Raw genomic sequence first — 16,160 nt, forward strand, 5'->3', positions numbered from 1 at the left:
CATCAGCGCAGGACTCCGGCATGACGACCACGACAGCCGATTCTGCGCTCGCCGCGGAACAGCTGTGCGGCCCCATGGCACCTAGCGTTTGACGCGAGCCCGGATCGCCAACGCCGCCAGCGCGAGCAGCAGCGGGCCGAGTGCACGGCCCGCCATCACCGTCCAGATGCCCGCAGACGTCAGCTTCTGGTCCGTGTCGCGGAAGATCACCGAGCCCAGCGCGACGCGGATCGCCGTGCCCATGCGGTCCGCCGTCCAGCGTTCGCTCGGCGGGGGCAGGACTGTTTGGGCGGGTTTGACATCGACGGTGATCTGCTGGGCTTGCCCGGTCACGGCTGTCTGGACTGTGCCGGCCATCTGCTGCAGGTTGGCACCGGCGGGCAGCCCGCACTGGGTGAGCAGAGCGAACAGCACGCCGATCAGCACGACCAGGGCCGCGAGCGCGCGCCCGGCACGCTGCCCGTAACCGGAGATCATCCAGTACGCGGTGAGCAGGACCCGCTCCCGCGCGGGAGTGGGCGCGGCGTGCCGGCGGGCTTCCATTTCACCGTAGTAGAAATCTCCCGCGCCGGCCTCGTTCTTGGCGTCCTCGAACGCTTTCCGCAACGACCGGTACAACACCGCGAGCCGCTCCGGAGTGATCGGCGGGACATCGGCGGCACCGGAGAGGTCGGGCAGATCAGGGGTCCAGCCGCGGGACTTGCGGCGTCCGGCGCGCCACGGATGCTCCTCGGCCAGCACGCGACGCGAGCCCCACCGCCACACCGGCGGCCACTCCCAGCCGCCTTGCCACTTCCGCGGCGGTCCGTTGAACGGCCCCAGCCCTTCCAGGCGCAGCTTGTCCAGCTGGTGCGCCCCGGCGAACCGGCACCACCGCAGATCCACATCCGCCAGCGTCAGCTGAGACACGTCGGTCTCCCGCACACACAGAACCTGCGGCACCCACGCGTCGAGCGGTCCGGTCCCTGCGGGCAGATCGGATGCGTCTGCCTCAGCGCTGCCGCCGCCCTCCGCCGCGTCCGCCCAAGCCGTGATCCGCTCGCGACCCGCATCCATAGACTCGCCCCCTGACGAGACGAAGGGCGTCGGCATGCCGCTGACCGATGACGGAGCGCCGAAGAAGGCTCGTCGCAAGCTGATCCTGGCGCGGCGCACGCGAAGTTCCACGCCGCCTTCGAATCGCGTGTCGACCGCCGAAAGCACACCTGCTTCGACCTCAACCACAACACGCCGGGCAAACGACACACGCTCCATATCGAGCACCGGCGCCACCAGCGGACCGAGACGTGTGCATGCCTCGAACCGCGCGCCGCCGAATTTCGCTTGCCGGTCGAACCGCGCGCCGTTGAACTCGGCGTGCCCGGCGAACTGCGAGCCGTCGAACTCGGCGTACTCGTCGAAACGCGCGCCGTTGAAGCTGGCGTACCCGTCGAAACGCACGTCGCTGAACCCGGCCTGCCCGGCGAGCCACACGTCGCTGAACCCGGCGTCACCGGCGAACCGCACGTCGCGGAACTCGGCGAACCCACCGGACCACACGCCGCCGAACTCGGCGTTCTCGTCGAACTGCGAGCCGCGGAACATGGCACCGCTCGCGAACTTCGCAGCGGCGAACCATCCGTCCTTCGCGAACTTTACGCCGAGGAAGTCGGCGTTCCCGGTGAACCGTGCGACGCCAAAACCAGCTTTCCCAGCGAACCGCACGCCGCCGCCGAACCAGGCCCGCCCGCCGAAATTCGCGCGCTCGAAATCAACGTCCTCGTCGAACTGCACGCCGTGGAACCAGGCTTCCTCGTCGAACCGCACGTTGACGAAACCGGTGCCCTTGACGAAACGTGTGCCGTGGAACCTGGCTTCGCCGGCGAACCGCACGCTGTCGAACCTGGCATAGCCGGCGAACCGCACGCGGTTGAACCAGGCGCGTCCGGCGAAGTGAGCACCGGTGAACAGGGCGACGGAACCGCTGGAACCCTGAACCTCATGGCCATCTTCAGCGAGGAATTGACAGTAGCTGAAGTCCGCATCGCCGAAATGCGGCCCCACAGCAGATCCGCCGGGCCCCTCCTCGGAGAAAGCTGCCAACAGTTCCTGAAGAAGGCCAGGGGTCAGAGTTGTCCCTCGGACATCCAGATCAGCACCAGGCCCGAAGCTCTTCAGTGCGTTGTCGAGATCGTCGGCCGACAGATGAGCGAGGCAGTGTTCAAACGACCTGATCCGTCGACCAGCGCATTCCTCCCGAACACACGAAGGCCAGTCGGGAACAACGCGCGGTGCGACATCGTCGCTGTCATCGGGCACGGCACCGTTCTAGACGATCCTCCTCGCAATCGAGACGCCACCCGCGACGCTCGACGTCGACGTCCCGCCGAATGGCCCAGCGCAGCTCGCCTGCTGATCCCGCCAGCATCTCGTCCGATGGGATCCGGCCAGCTCGTCCCACTGCCAGCGACCCGCGCCAGCGTCACGCGGGTGTCGGGAGGGCACTCTGCCGGCCGGGGTTCTGAGATGCTGGTGCCATGGGGTTCGAGTGGGCGTGGCCGGAGGCGATGCGGGACGAGGGGCACGCGCGCGACGCGGTGCTGTGGGAGCCGCCCGCGGACCCCCGCGATCCGCAGACGGCGGTGGTGCTGCGGCTTCCGGGCGCGGTCGAGAATGGTCCGTACTGGGACGAGCCGACGGTGCGGGTGGTCGACGCGAGGTTTCCCGACGGCCGCGACCTCGACGACGCGGTGCTGGCCTGGCGGGGCGTGCGGCAGTCCCCGGAGGTGCTCCTGCGCCGTGCGCGGCCGGGCTGGGAGACCGCGGACGCGGACGCCTGGCTCTGCCACGTCGCCGACACCGGACTGATGACCGCCGACTGGCTGCACGGGGGCGGTCCCGGCACGGTGAGCGCGGTGACGTTCCGGTCCGGCCGGTGCCTGATGCACCTGCGCACCGGCCGCCGGGGAACGACCTCCTCCCGCGTCTGGCGGATCGACGCCGTCACCGAGGACAGCGCCGGGGACTGGACCGCCAGCCTGGTCCCGTCGGTGCTGCTGCGCACCCGCCCCGAAGACGGTCCGCTGCCCGCCGCGCTGAGGCTGCGCGCCTTCGGCTCCGCCCCGGATTCCCTCTGCCGCTACGCGCTCGAGGCCAGTCCGCTCTCGGTCGTCGCGGACCGCTGAGCGGCCAGGGGTTTCAGTCCCGCCGCCCGATCCGCCAGGGCCGGTAGGCCGCCACGACCGCGAGGTGGTCGGCGACGAGTTTCGGGTCGAGAACGCCGTCGTCGACGACCCGCGGCCGCGCGACGGTCTCGTAGTCGGCCAGCGCCGGGCCGAGGTCGGGGGTGGTCCAGACCTGGTCGAACCGCGCGGGCGGGTGTTCGCTGCCGGGCCAGTGCCCGACCGTCGGCTCCGGATCCGCCCCGCACACGACCGCAGCGTCCAGCATCCCCGCGAGCGCCAGGTGCGCGGTAGGCCGCCGGTCCGCCGTCCATGTCCGGGTGCCGGTGGCGGGATCGAGGACGACCTCGCAATAGCTGCCCAGGCCGGGCCGCCAGCGCACCCGATCCAGGTCCGGGTCGAAGTACGGGCCGCGCCAGGGGGCGCCCGCCTCGCGCGGGGGCAGGATCCGAGCGGCGGAGACGCTGTTGTGGTCGCCGGCGATGAGCTTGGGCGGGGTTCCGGCGGGGCGGGTCATCGCCGCCAGCAGCCGCTCGCCTTCGTCGGAGCGCCGTTCGCGTCCGGTCCAGGACAGGTGGACCGAGCCGTGGTCAACCGGTGTCTTCCCGCCGACGTCGAGCCGCAGCAGTGCCAGGCTGTGCCAGAAACTCGCCCCGCTGATGGGGTACCAGTGACCGGCGACCGGTTCGATCCCGCCGGTCCACAGCAGCGCGGTGTGGTGGTCGTGATTGCCGACCGCGACCGTCGGCACTCCGGACGCGGTCGCGCACTGCATCCCCAGCTCCTCGCCCAGCAGCCGCAGACGCCGTCCTGCCAGCGCCGCCTTCGCGTGCCGATCCGGATCTGAGGCGACGATCTCCTGCACCGCCAGCACATCCGCACCCAGAGACCGCAGCAACGCCAGCTGCGCGCGCCGGCGCGGCGTGTCCAGCTCCGCCTCGCCGTCGAGGAACAGGTTGTGCAGATTCGCCGTGGCGAACCGGACGAACCCCGGACCGGTCACGAACCCGCCGCCTGGTCCGCGGCAGCGTCCCCTGCTCCCACTCGCCTTCTCTGTCCCATGGCCGCCGATCGTAAAGGCGCCTAGGCCTGTGACTGACCACGGTATCCGTCGCCACGCTGGTGGGCTGACCATCTTCGGCAAGGCGACTTTGACGCCGTAGTCGTCACCAGTTGATCAGGCTAGTTGTCACCTACCGCATCCGTACCCTGACGTTCATGGCGTGGTGGGCAGCTGCGCTCGGATTTGTCGGCGCGCTTGCGGGCAGCTGGGGCGGCCAGGTCCAGTTCGGCCCCCGAAGGACGCGGTGGGGAACAAACTGAACCAGGCCGTCTGCTCAGGCCCGATCCAGCTCGCGGCCGCCCAAAAGGCGATCGCGACGAACTGGGTGACAGCCTTCGACGACGTCGGTCTCCGGATCGCGAACGGCAAAGCATGCCTGCGCGACAACCCGAACAAGTGCACGACCGGCCGTCACGCAGACAAGGACGGCGACTGACCACCCCCCGGACGGACCACCCAGCCCCGGAGTTCGAACGTGCCGCCCCAGACGAACTTGAAGGCGCTGCTGGAGTTCAGCTCGAGCATCGCCATCGTGTTCGGACTGAGGGCGCCGAAGGGGCGACCGGTTTCCGTTGGGGTGCCACCAGAACAACTACTCAAGCTTTCGCCCCGGCCGAGGGCGACGGAGGCGTTCGGGTTCCGCCGCGCGATGCTCGAACACACCCCGGTCACCAGGCTCCTAAGCGGCAGAACGGTTCCCGCCGGCACCGGCCGAGGACTCTCTAGCGCCCTGACTCCGCTGCCGCTTGGCGCTACCCTTCTGCGACCCCACCGCGGCGGAAAGCAGGAACAGTGCCGGATCGCAACCAGTCGTCCAACGAGCCCGCGGCCCCCGTGAAGGATCCGAAGGACCGCATAGCCACCTACGCCGGAGCGTGTGCCGGAATCATGTCCGCGCTCGTCGCCGCCGTCACCCTCGCGCGGAACGCGACCTGGTGGCCATTCGGCGGGCCGCGCTGGCTCACGCTCGTGTTCGCCGGCGTCTTGGCGGCCGGCGGGTTCATGACCGCCTTCCTGGTCAGGCGGGCCCGCCCCCGGCTCCCCGTCGGAGTGCTCGCGCTCGCGCTGATCCTGGTGCTGGCCGGCGGGATGCTGGGCACCCAGGCGATCCTGAGCACCGCCAACACCGACTCGACCTCGGACCCCTCGGTGGAAGTCGACAGCGCAGGACACGAGAACGGCACGTCCACCAACCCGGTCACGCTCTCCGGCACCTTCGAGCCCCGCCCCGCCCCCGGGTACTCCCTGTGGGAATTCGTCAGCATCGGCGACAACGACGGCACCAAGCGCAGCACCTACTACCTGCAGAACGGGCCGTGCGCCATCATCGACAACGGCACCCGATGGCATTGCCCGGCCACCAAACTGGCGGAGAAGCCCGGCAGCAGGCGAATCACCTTCCACCTGGTCCTCGCCGACGACGATCACAGCAGGGAGTTCACCCAGGACCTCGTCAACGGCGCCCAGCGCGACATGTTCGCGCAACTGTGCGGCGAGACGGGCCCCACCAGGCCTGCCGCCTGCGGGCACCCGGCCCCGGCGGACACCAGGAACACCCCGACCTTGCCCGGCGGTCCCGGGATCCGGCAACTGAAAGCGCTCACCCTCACGGTGGACGCATAGACCCTGGCAGCGCCGGCCGCTTCGGCTTGCACCTGTCCTTTCCTGTACGCCTGCGGGAACAGAGCCACTCTGTCGCAGCGGCCCATCCGGTCGGCGTTCGCACAGACCCGCGGCGGCGCGGCCTTCATTCCGGCGGCGCTGCAGCGAAGTCGTCGTGGACGCTGCGCAGGAAACCGGTGTCCTTGCGTTCCAGCATGGTTCGGCGGTTCCGGCTGGGCGGTCGCGTGTCGCAGGCGCGACCTCGTTCCGACTTCGACGTGCAAGAAGTTGTCCCGCCTCGATCGAGCCGCGTGCCGCCCAGCGGCACCGGGTCCTGCCTGCTGGGCACACGAAGCCCGGATGCTGAGGGACGGGCTTGTTCCGGCGCTGCGCCGAAAACTGCCGCCGACACCGCGTCTCGTCGACGCTCACGCCGAGTTCGGAGGAAGGCGACCGCACCGGAAGCCGGTTCAGACCCGCGGGCTGCCGGTCGCGCCCGCCCTTCTCGGCAGATCACTGTCCTGATTCGCGTCGTGCGTGTTGGTGTCCCCGGTGCTGAGCAGCTCGGCCAGCGCGGTCACGCACGCGCTTTCGGTGATCGGGACCTGGGTGAAGCGCATGGCGCGTTTCTGCTGTGTGAGCCAGGGATTGCGCCGCTGGATGACAGGCGGCGGCTGCTGGTCGAGCACCGGGTAGGCGAGAGCACCGAGTTCCGCGCGGTGTGCGGTGAGGTAGGCGTTGAGCTGGTAGAGATCCTCTCGGTCGACTCCGCGACGGTCGTTGAGGGGTTTGTATTTGGCGTCGATGATCGCCGTCGGCGACTCGGCGGGGCCGATGAGGATGTCAGGGAAGAGGCGGCCCAGCACCGCGGCGGGGTGGCGGGCTGATCGCAGCAGCGGCGCGGGGACGTGGTGCTGGGTGCCGTGCGTGACGGGGAGCGTGGTCGCGCGGCGGGCGCAGTGCAGGAGGAACAGTTCCCACAGTTCGGCGACGTCGATGAGCAGGCCGTGGGTGCGTTCGTCGGTGGGCGACGCCTGCGGGGCGGTGTGCCGCACGATCTGCCAGGACAGGTCGGCGACGCGTTTGTACGGCAACGTGATCGGCGTGTAGCGGACGCCGCGGAGATCGCGCAGGCTCGGCAGCCGGGGGCGTGCGCCGACGCTCGCGCGCAGGCGCGGCACGATGTCGTCGACACGGTCGCCGCGCCAGCCCGGCCGGTGGTGCAGGAGCGTGTCGAGGACGCGGTCGGCCGCGACGATCACCCGGGTGACCGGATTCGCGAGCAGCTTCGCGCGTTCGGACGAGGCCAGGAGGGGGCTGCGGGCGGCGCGGAGCGCGACGGTGCCCGGCACGTCGAGGCTTCCGCGGACCGCGGGGCCGACATGGCCTCGGTGGACCCGGAAGCTGGGAAGGCCGTGGCGTGCGGCTGCAGTCAGCGCGGCGCGCCACAGTGCGGCGGTGAGCTCGGCGATGAGCGTGGAGCTGCCGCGGGCCTCAGCTGCCCGGGGGACGGTGTGGAGGTTGAGGGCAGCGCTGGCCCACGCGGCGATGGTGTCGATCCCGAGCCGGGGAAGGATCTCCAGGATCCGGCCGTCCCGGCGGAGCTCGCCCACGTAACGGCCGGCGCGCCAGCTGCCGTCGAGTTGCCGCTCGAGGACGGGCTGCGGATCCGCCGACGCGCACGAGGGGGCCAGGTTCAGGGTGAACCGGTCGGGCCGGGTTTCGGCCGCCAGCGCGGTCAGCCACCGGTCCTCGTCCGCGGTGAAAACCCGGTCGCGCTCGACCGGGCCGGCCAGGTCGGCGAACACGATCCGTGCGGTCATTGTCCGAGGAAAGCGCGACGGAGGCGGTCCATCTGTTCGTCGCGGTCGTCGACGCCGGCGAGGTACTGCTCCAGCAGCGGCTTGAGCGAGCGGTTCCACAGGTCGAACAGCGGCGGTTGTGGTTGGTCGCGGGGCTGGCGCCACAGGTATGCGCCGTTGGCGGGACGGCTTTTGCGCGTGCTGAGCCAGGTGCCGAGGAAGAAGACGATGTCCGCGAAGTAGGTGTGGCCCACGTGGTAGGCGCGGCCGAGGACTGCGGCTTCGGAGATCGCGGTGTTGAGTGCCTCGGCGTGGTCGGCGAAACGCGCGAGCTGTTCGGCCGCGTGCTCGTAGGGGACGCTGCGGACAGCGTCCTCCCAGCGTGCCTGGACGATCTCGAGCAGCGTCTCCCGCTCGAACGGGCACTCCCGCCACAAGAAACGGCGGCGCAGTGCGAAATCCAATGTCTCCACCGACTGGTCGATCTCGTTCATCGTGCCGATCAGGTAGAGGTCCTGGGGCAGCGCGAGGGTCGCGGGCGGCTCGTCGGGGTTGATGCCGGGCAGCGTGACCGCGCGATCGCGCTGCCCGGCTTCGAGCAGGCTGAACGCCTCGCCGAACATCGCGCTCAGGTCGGTTCTGTTGATCTCGTCCAGCACCAGCACCACCGGCAAAGCCGCCAGCCCGTCAGGCAAGCGCTGGTCGCGGTAGCGGTCAACGACGGCAGGCAGCAGGCCCGGGTGGTAGCGGGTGCGGTCGCCGTCGAGGCGCAGCCCGCGCACGAATTCCGGATAGCCGTAGCCGGGATGCAGCTGCACCCAGGAAATGTTCGCCGCCACGGTTTTCTCGACCAGTTCGCTGCGTTCGACGAAATTCTTGAAGCCCCACCGGTCTAGCGCCGCGCGGCGGATGATCGTCTCGGCGAGTTCCCGGGCCTGGTAAGTCTTGCTGGTGCCCGGCGGCCCGTACAGCACGATCTGCTTCTTCCACTCCAGGGCCTCGAGATCACCGGTCCCCTCCCCCGCGTCCCCGGCGCTCTCCCACACTCCCCGCAACGGCGAGTGGTAGAAGTCGATCGCGCCTCCCGGAGCGTTGCCCCGCGGCATCAGGGTCATCAGCGCGCTCCGGATCGCGAGCAGCCGCTCGTCGACATCCGGACCCGCATTCTCGGCCAAGTCGCCGAATGCCGCGGCGATCTCGCGTTTGTGCGTGCCCGAGGAGATCCGCTCGAACGAATCCGGATCCAGCAGGTGGAGCACGATGTGCCGCATTTCCCGCAAAGGCAAGGCCGTGTCGTCGGCGAAGTCGCGCAGCGCCCACGGATCCTTGAGCAGGACAGCTCGCTCGTCCCGGTCGAGCCGCTTGAGCCGCAGGCAGAAGTCGATGAGATAGCCGACCTGAAGATCCCGCCGCGTGTTGAACCCGACACCCGGATGACCGACGCCTTGCCTCATCGCCTGCATCGGCACCGACACCGGATCCAGCGCGACCTCGGTGCCCGCCACCGTCGCGTTGAGGACCTCGAGCTTGCCCCGATAGGTGACCGAGCTGACGAACAGGAAGTGCACCAGCAGGATCTCCGCTGCCAGCAGCACGAGTTCAGAACTGCCGCCGTCGAGCTGGATCGCCCATTTCCCGGTGAAAGTACCGCCGCCCTCGCCGCTGACCAGCGGATTGCCGTTGAAACGGCGGTCGAGGTCGGCGAGAACCTCCACTGTCCAGACGCCGTCGCGCGACGGACTCGTCAGCGACCTGTCCTCGAGCAGGCATTGCTCGATCCACAACCGAGCTGTCTCGTCCACCAGATCCCGAGGTCCTCCGGAGAAGCGTGCCACGACGTCGACGTCCCATCCGCGATAGACCACTGCCGCCCCCAGGCTTAGCGACCATCGTCGCGGCGACAGCACGGAATATACGGCGCGGACCAGGTTTCGAGAACCGACACCGCCGCGCCCCTTGGGCAGTCGGCGGTCGCCCGGAGCGGCAGGGTCGATTCGGAGCCGATCCGCGTCACGGTCGAGGAGGCCGCCGCGCTCCAGACGTTCCCGGCGGACTACCGGTGGCAGGGCGCGCGGACCAAGTCATTCCAGCAGATCGGCAACGCGATCCCGCCGGTCCTGGCCCGCGCGATCCTCTCCACTGTTATCGGGTGAGGTGTGCGGATTCCAGCACGCTCCGAACCAACTCAGGGTCCTTGCTCAACACAGCAAGGACAGCGAGGAGAAGCACACCGAAGAGCGCCACCAGACGCACCGATGGAGCTTTCCGGATCATCACGCCGCCCGCAGCCAGCACCAAGAGGAGCAGGCCCCCGACTACCACAATTTCGACCGATTCCACGGCTATCTCCTTGAACCGCAACGTCGAGCGGGCATGCAAAACCCGCTCGTCGGCAGTGGTTGGAGACAGTGCGTGGACGGCGGCAGCCCTTCTTCTGCTCGGCACCAACCGGGACCGCCTGGCCCGGCGAACGTAGCAGCGCCACAGCGCTTTCACGAGCCTGCGATCAGGGCTGGCAACTCGCGCAGACCTCCGGGGGAATGGCCGGCTTTCACCCCGGAACGGCCCAACGCCACCGACGTCTTCGGCTGGCCCGGAGGATGGGACGCGGCTGCTGCTCGTGGTCGCCGCGGCGTCCCTCGTCCTGCCGCACGGGGCTCGTTCGGCCGTCCTTCGGGCCCCGCACCCCGTACGACACTGCGCGCCGGTTGCGACCAGGCCTGGCCGCAACCGGCACCGGACCGGCTTCGCCGCGAGCACGGAGAAGCAGCAGCCGCAGTTCTGCCCCTCGCTCTCGGTGAAAACACTCGGACAGCCGCAGGCCGCGATTAGGTTCGCGGTGCCTCTCCGCTCCGGGCGTCGACGACCACCGGGCGCTGCAGCGCCAACTCAGGCGGGACGGGAGAACCGCGCTGCCCGGTCTCCGGCACAGGCGCGCAGCGTGTGCACGAGATCGGCGACAGGCCGGGGCAGGACGAGCGGTTGCGGCCCGAGCCGAAGGCAGACGTCGCCGAGGTCTTAGACGACATCGTCGGTGGTGGCGTCCGACAGATCAGGTTGCGAACTTGAGGTGACGTCGGCGATCGACCGAGCTGGTCACGAGAGCGGCTCTCGGGAAGGGATGCCTCGCCATCGGGCGAGGTTGTTGCGGGACCTCAGGGTTTCGGGGTGGCAGGGGCCCAGCACTCGCATCTGGTCGGCCAGCAGCTCATCCAACGCAGCCACGGCACCCGCCGCGTCGCCCGCCTCACCCCGCAAGCACGCCAGGTTGCTGCGGGACGTCAACGTGTCGGGATGGTCGGGGCCCAGCACACGCAAACGGTCGGCAAGCAGCTCCTCGCACGCTGCCGCGGCACCCGCCACGTCGGACGCTAATCCCCGCGCCCCGACCTGACCTGCCCGCCCCATCTCGATCGCCGGCCCCGAGGGGCGAAGACATCCTCAGGAAGTCGCGGTGACAACTACGTCCTGCAAGTGACAACTATCGCCTGTAGTCAAAAACACCGAAGCAACTGGCCGGCACGCCCCCGTCCGAGTGATTCATCGAACAAGTGTTCGACATCGCAGTCTTCGTGACGTAGGTTTCCGTCATACGTGACGCCAGGGCTCGCCTGCTACGGAAAGAGGGCAGGCAAGGCCGTTCAGCTGCGGCAACCGTATCTGGTTGCGATGTTGCCGGAGCGGCATCGCGGCGGGCGTCGCGCGACGAGTACAGGTGGTCTGCCGTGTCTTCCCCGCACGACAGGCCGCCGACTGGCCGAGTGGATCGGGGAGGCGTTCGGTGACTGCTGCAGCAGCGGATGCTCTCGCTCGTCTCGCCGCAATCCCCGGCGTTCGCACCGCGACAGCCCTGGCCGGCGAACGAGGATCGGCCGCGGCCGACGGCAGCATGCTGCCCGTGGGGGGACCTCTCGCCGTGCTCGGTGGGCTCCGGCGCGGCACGACCGTGTCCGTGACCGGTTCGACGTCTTTGCTGCTGGGCTTGCTAGCCGAACCCACCGCGACCGGGTCCTGGGCCGCAGTGGTCGGGATGCCGTCGCTCGGGATCGTGTCAGCCGCCGAGCTCGGCGTCGCGCTGGAGCGTGTCGTGCTGCTCCCCCGCCCGGGCGCCGACCTCGCCGCCGCGGTGGGCACGCTGCTCGACGGGCTCGACATCGTCGTGCTCGGTCCGGCGCTGTGCCGCACGATCTCGGCCGCGGCCGCGGCACGGTTCTCCCGCCGCGCCCGCAACCGGCGCTCCGTCCTGATCGCGGCCGGGCCGTGGCCCGGCGCGGACGTCGACCTGCGGGCCGAGCCAGGACGGTGGCACGGCGCTGCCGTCGACGGGCGCGGCCGGCTGGAACGACGCGACGCGGTGATCCGACGGGACGGCCGACGCGCAGCCGCTGCCGCGGTGGCCGTCCGGCTTCCCGGACCGGCCGGCACGATCACCGCACAGCCTGCCGCGCCGAGCGAGGATGCGCGTCCGACGATGACGGTGGTCGCGTCGTGAACGCGAGCCCGTCGAGCACAAAACCCCGGACATTCCCGATCACGCAGGCAATGTCGGCGGAACTCAGCTGCCGCCGCGGCATGCCGGCGCATTGGCACCGTGAGACCAGGGTGTCGGTGTCGGGTCAGCAGGGCAGGTTGCGGGTGAGGTCGGGGAAGTATCGGTGCCATTCCTCGTCGCTGATCGGTGGGGACGTTGTTGCGCAGATGCGGTTGGCTGCTTGTTCGATGTCGGGTTCCAGCAGGCGTAGGAGGTGGTCTTGTCCGCCGGTGGCCAGTGTGTGGCCGTCGGGGGCGAATGTCGCCGCGTAGATGCGGTCGGTGTGCGCCGCCATGGTTGCCAGTTCCTGTGGTGCGTGTGGGTCTGTTGTGTTCCAGAGTCGCACGGTGAGGTCTGCGCTGGCCGAGGCCAGGGTGCGTCCGTCGGGGCTGAACGCCACCGCGTGCACGATGTCGGTGTGCCCGGACAGGGTGCGAGGCGGGGTGACCCGTTCCGGTGTGGTGATGTCCCACAGCCGCACTTCGTGGTCTGAGCTGCCGGTGGCAAGGGTCCGGCTATCTGGGCTGAACGCCACTGACTTGACGTTGTCGGTGTGCCCGGTCAGCGGGGGAAGCTCCACCGGCGGCTTCGGGTCGCGCATGTTCCACAGTCGTACTTTGAGGCCGGAGTCGGCGGCGGCGAGGGTGTGTCCGTCGGGGCTGAACGTCAGCGAGTTGACGCTCTCGACGTCGCTGTCGGTGGTGAGCGTGGCTCGGTGTCTGCCGTCGGCCACGTCCCACAGCCGTAGTGAGTGGTCCGCGCTGCCGGTGGCCAGGGTGCGGCCGTCTGGGCTGTACGCTACCGAGTTCACCGAGTCGGTGTGGCCGAGCAGCACCGACCGCTCGGCGGGGTGCCGGGGGTCGGTGAGGTCCCACAAGCGCACAGTGTGGTCGTAGCCCGCAGTCGCCACTGTGCGGCCGTCCGGGCTGAAGGTCACCGAGTTCACCGCACCACGGTGTCCGGTCAGCGTCGGCAGCTCCCGGGGGTTTTGGGCGTCCGTGAAGTCCCACAGCCGGACGGTGCTGTCGTAGCTGGCGCTGGCCAGGGTGTGGCCGTCGGGGCTGTAGGCGACGGCGTAGATGGAGTCGGAGTGCCCGGCGAGCACCCGCCCGTCCAGGTCCCACAGCCGGACCGAACGATCTACCGCGCCGGAGATCAGGGTGTGGCCGTCGGGGGTGAACGCCACTGAGACGGCCGGGCCGGTGTGCCCGTTGAGCACCACGAGCCGTTTGGGGTTCCGCGGATCGGCAACGTCCACCACCGAAACCGTACGGTCCAGACCGGCGATTGCCAGGGTGGCGCCGCGTGGGCTGAACGTGAGCGAATGGGCGTCCGCGTTGTCGGGCAGTGCCGCCAGGTTCTCCAGCGACCCGCTGCTGGTGCGGCACCACAGGCGAATGACGTGGTTGCGGTTCAGCGTGGCCAGCACGGTGCCGCCGGGGCTGACCGCGATCCGGTCGATTCCGTCGTCCGCGGCGACCACCACCGGGTCGCCGGGCCGGCCGAGCCGCCAGAGCCGGATGGTGCGGTCCCAGCTTCCGGTGACCAGGGTGGCGCCGTCCGGGGTGAACGCGAGGGTGTTCACCAGGTCGGTATGCCCGGTCAGCACGATCGGCTCGCGCGGATGCCGGGGGTCACTGATGTTCCACAGGCGCGCGGTGCGGTCTTTGCCCGCGGTGGCCAGTATCGGCTCGGTCGGGCTGAACGCGATCCCGATGACGCTGTCGGTGTGTCCGGCCAGCGTTGCCAGTTCGCCCGGCCGCCGCGGATCGGTTACGTCCCACAGGCGTACGGCCCGGTCGTTGCCGCCGGTCGCGAGGATCTTGCCGTCGGGGCTGAAGGTCGCGGACCAGAGCCGGTCGGTGTGCGCGGTGAGCGTCGCCGCCAGCGCGGGATGGTGCCGATCAGTGATGTCCCACAGCCGTGCGGTGTGATCTTCGCTCGCAGTGGCCAGGGTCCGGCCGTCCGGGCTGACGGCCGCCCACTCCACGCTGCCGGTGTGTCCGGTCAGCCGGGTGGCGTAGCTGGTGCCGAAGGTGCTGAGCACCCCGTTGTGCGCCTGGGCGGAGGGTGCCAGCCGGTAGGCAGCCAGGCCGAGCTGCGCCGCCAGCGCCGGGTCCGTGGCGCGCAGCGCGACCGCCTCGGCGGCCACCTTCTGCGACAGCAGAACGTTGCGGCCTTCTACCGCCGTGCGCTGTGCGCGCACGGCGGCAAGGGTGGTCGCGGTGGCCGTAATGAGCAGAATGCTGAGCAGTGCCACCAACTGTTTAAGCCTGCGGGCGCGGCGTCTGGCCGTCTGCTGTTCGCTGGCCTCGGCGGCCAGGCTGGCGTCGAGGAACTCGCGTTCCGCGGGGCCGAGCACCACGTCGGCGGTCGCGGCCCAGTCTCGTGCCTGTTCCAGCCGGGCACCCCGGTACAGCGCACCGGAGTCGCGCCCGAGTGAGGTCCACGTCCCGGCGGCCTCGGTGAGCCTGCGGTGCACCCGGAGCCCTTCGCGGTCCTCCGCGATCCAGTCGCGCAACCTGGGCCAGCACGCGATCAGTGCCTCGTGAGCGATCTCCACGCTGCTCTCTTCGAGCGTGAGCAGCCTGGCACTGGCCAGGCGTTCCAGCACCGCCGTCGTATCCGGATCGGTGGTGTCCAGCTCGTCTCTGGTGATCCGCCGTTTGGTGTCCTCGGTTCCCTCGCCCAGCGCGATGAGCCGGAGGAACAGAGCTTTGACCAGGCGTCGCTGCGGTTCGGCCAGCTCGGTGTAAATGGATTCGGCGGTCTGCGCCAACGCACCGTGGATGCCGCCCGCGGCCAGATAGCCGCCGAGGGTGAGAGTGTTGCCGCGCCGGCGTTGCCAGGTTTCCCGCAGCGCGTGCGACAGCAGGGGCAGCACCCCTGCCCGGCCGTCGGTCTGTGCCACCAGTTCCGCCAGAAGCGCGCTCTCGACCGCGCAGCCGTTGCGGATCGCGGGCTGGGTGATCGCCTGCCGCAACTCCTCGGTGCTCAGCGGGCCGACCACGATCTGGGCGTCCCGCAGCGCGGCCAGCAGGTCGGGGTGGCCGGTGCAGTGTGCGTAGAAGTCGGCACGAATCCCGAGCGCGACCCGGCAACGGCTGTTCGACGTGGCGACGGCCGTGGTCAGCTCCTCGATGAACCGGGTCCGCTCTGCCCGGTCGCGGCACAGCGTGAACACCTCTTCGAACTGGTCTATCACCAGCATCAGCTCGGCGTCGGCCGGCTGGTCCGCCAGTGCCTGTCTGGCCAGCAGGTGCAGGGCACGCACGTCCGCGTGCAGGTCGGCGTTGACAGGCCCCGGTGTGGTGCCGATGAGTCGCGCGAGGTGGATCGCGCACTCCTCCAGCGGGGAGGGCCCCGGGGCCAGCAGCAGGACCAGCTGTCCGGCGCCTCGCAGGCGGGGAACCAACCCGGCGCGTAATAGCGAGGACTTGCCGGCCCCGGATGCACCGAACACGGTGATCATCCGATGCCGGTTCAGTTGTTGTTCGGTCTCGGCCACTAGGTTTTCGCGACCGAAGAAGTGGTCGGTGTCTTCGGGCTGGAACGCGGCAAGGCCCACGTAGGGCGACTGCGAGTCGTCTTCGGCAGTGGTCGGCGAATCGGCCGCGTCGGCGTTCGCGAGATCGGCCGCCAGAGCGTGCCAGCGCCGCTCCCACTCGGCGACGTCGCCATTGCAAGCGCGCACGTAGGCGCGGGTCACCGCCAGGCTCGGCAGCTTCCGGCCGGCCGCCGCACCGGACAACGTGGCCGTCGAGTAGTGCACGCGGGCGGCGAGCTGCCGATAGGTCGGGCTACCAGCCTTCTCCCGGAGGCTGCGCAGATCCGCCGCGAACCGCAGAAGCGGACTGTCCCCCGCGTCGATCGGACGCTCTCGTCGCGCCATGGCCCTCTCCCTACCCCTACCTCACTTATTGTTCACTAATTGATTGTTTACCGTCCACAGGGCGACACGAAACAACCCATACGCACTAGACAAGCACCGATGGCTGTCG

General features: G+C 69.8%; 12 protein-coding genes. 5 read left to right on the forward strand and 7 right to left on the reverse strand.

The genetic code is table 11. The features are described from left to right. Positions 1–81 precede the first annotated feature (81 nt). On the reverse strand, positions 82–2,043 hold the full coding sequence (locus ACZ7OI_RS16670) for a pentapeptide repeat-containing protein (protein WP_470265071.1): 1,962 nt from the start codon (positions 2,041–2,043) through the stop codon (positions 82–84). A gap of 473 nt (positions 2,044–2,516) precedes the next feature. Between ACZ7OI_RS16670 and ACZ7OI_RS16675 the strand changes: the two genes are divergently transcribed. Further along, positions 2,517–3,164, forward strand: coding sequence for a hypothetical protein (locus ACZ7OI_RS16675; protein WP_470265072.1), 648 nt, complete (start codon positions 2,517–2,519; stop codon positions 3,162–3,164). A gap of 13 nt (positions 3,165–3,177) precedes the next feature. Here the strand turns inward: ACZ7OI_RS16675 and ACZ7OI_RS16680 are convergent, their stop codons facing one another. Next, entirely contained in the window at positions 3,178–4,164 is a 987-nt protein-coding gene (locus tag ACZ7OI_RS16680) for an endonuclease/exonuclease/phosphatase family protein (protein WP_470265073.1), read from the reverse strand. Positions 4,165–4,468: 304 nt separating this feature from the next. Here ACZ7OI_RS16680 and ACZ7OI_RS16685 point away from each other — a divergent pair, with 304 nt between their 5' ends. Both ACZ7OI_RS16685 and ACZ7OI_RS16690 read left to right on the forward strand, forming a co-directional pair. Continuing rightward, positions 4,469–4,660: a hypothetical protein gene (locus tag ACZ7OI_RS16685; RefSeq protein ID WP_470265074.1), complete on the forward strand. Its 192-nt coding sequence runs from the start codon at positions 4,469–4,471 to the stop codon at positions 4,658–4,660. A 356-nt stretch (positions 4,661–5,016) separates the two neighbouring features. Then, positions 5,017–5,847, forward strand: coding sequence for a hypothetical protein (locus ACZ7OI_RS16690; RefSeq protein ID WP_470265075.1), 831 nt, complete (start codon positions 5,017–5,019; stop codon positions 5,845–5,847). Between the two features lie 449 nt (positions 5,848–6,296). On the opposite strand, the gene ACZ7OI_RS16695 is transcribed toward ACZ7OI_RS16690, so the two are convergent. Beyond that, complete coding sequence (locus ACZ7OI_RS16695) at positions 6,297–7,649, reverse strand: 5-methylcytosine restriction system specificity protein McrC (protein ID WP_470265076.1); 1,353 nt, start codon at positions 7,647–7,649, stop codon at positions 6,297–6,299. Beyond that, a complete protein-coding gene (locus tag ACZ7OI_RS16700) occupies positions 7,646–9,430 on the reverse strand; it encodes an AAA family ATPase (RefSeq protein ID WP_470265077.1) in 1,785 nt (594 codons plus the stop codon). Before ACZ7OI_RS16700 ends, ACZ7OI_RS16695 begins: the two co-directional genes overlap by 4 nt. Before the next feature lie 108 nt (positions 9,431–9,538). Here ACZ7OI_RS16700 and ACZ7OI_RS16705 point away from each other — a divergent pair, with 108 nt between their 5' ends. Continuing rightward, positions 9,539–9,781: a DNA cytosine methyltransferase gene (locus ACZ7OI_RS16705; RefSeq protein WP_470265176.1), complete on the forward strand. Its 243-nt coding sequence runs from the start codon at positions 9,539–9,541 to the stop codon at positions 9,779–9,781. Here the strand turns inward: ACZ7OI_RS16705 and ACZ7OI_RS16710 are convergent. Beyond that, entirely contained in the window at positions 9,771–9,968 is a 198-nt protein-coding gene (locus tag ACZ7OI_RS16710; protein WP_470265078.1) for a hypothetical protein, read from the reverse strand. The two genes, ACZ7OI_RS16705 and ACZ7OI_RS16710, sit on opposite strands and share 11 nt — an antisense overlap. A gap of 756 nt (positions 9,969–10,724) precedes the next feature. Further along, complete coding sequence (locus ACZ7OI_RS16715) at positions 10,725–11,036, reverse strand: tetratricopeptide repeat protein (protein ID WP_470265079.1); 312 nt, start codon at positions 11,034–11,036, stop codon at positions 10,725–10,727. A 373-nt stretch (positions 11,037–11,409) separates the two neighbouring features. Here ACZ7OI_RS16715 and ACZ7OI_RS16720 point away from each other — a divergent pair, with 373 nt between their 5' ends. Next, the gene (locus tag ACZ7OI_RS16720) at positions 11,410–12,120 is read left to right on the forward strand and encodes a hypothetical protein (protein ID WP_470265080.1); all 711 of its coding nucleotides are present in this window, start codon (positions 11,410–11,412) and stop codon (positions 12,118–12,120) included. A gap of 124 nt (positions 12,121–12,244) precedes the next feature. On the opposite strand, the gene ACZ7OI_RS16725 is transcribed toward ACZ7OI_RS16720, so the two are convergent. Beyond that, positions 12,245–16,051: an nSTAND1 domain-containing NTPase gene (locus ACZ7OI_RS16725; RefSeq protein WP_470265081.1), complete on the reverse strand. Its 3,807-nt coding sequence runs from the start codon at positions 16,049–16,051 to the stop codon at positions 12,245–12,247. Positions 16,052–16,160 lie beyond the last annotated feature (109 nt).

Source organism: Amycolatopsis sp. NPDC114503, assembly GCF_055633655.1.

Coding starts and splice junctions, on each gene's coding strand:
- ACZ7OI_RS16675 (WP_470265072.1), top strand. CDS start 2,517: ATGGGGTTCGAGTGGGCGTGGCCGGAGGCGATGCGGGACGAGGGGCAC.
- ACZ7OI_RS16695 (WP_470265076.1), bottom strand. CDS start 7,649: ATGACCGCACGGATCGTGTTCGCCGACCTGGCCGGCCCGGTCGAGCGC.
- ACZ7OI_RS16715 (WP_470265079.1), bottom strand. CDS start 11,036: ATGGGGCGGGCAGGTCAGGTCGGGGCGCGGGGATTAGCGTCCGACGTG.
- ACZ7OI_RS16725 (WP_470265081.1), bottom strand. CDS start 16,051: ATGGCGCGACGAGAGCGTCCGATCGACGCGGGGGACAGTCCGCTTCTG.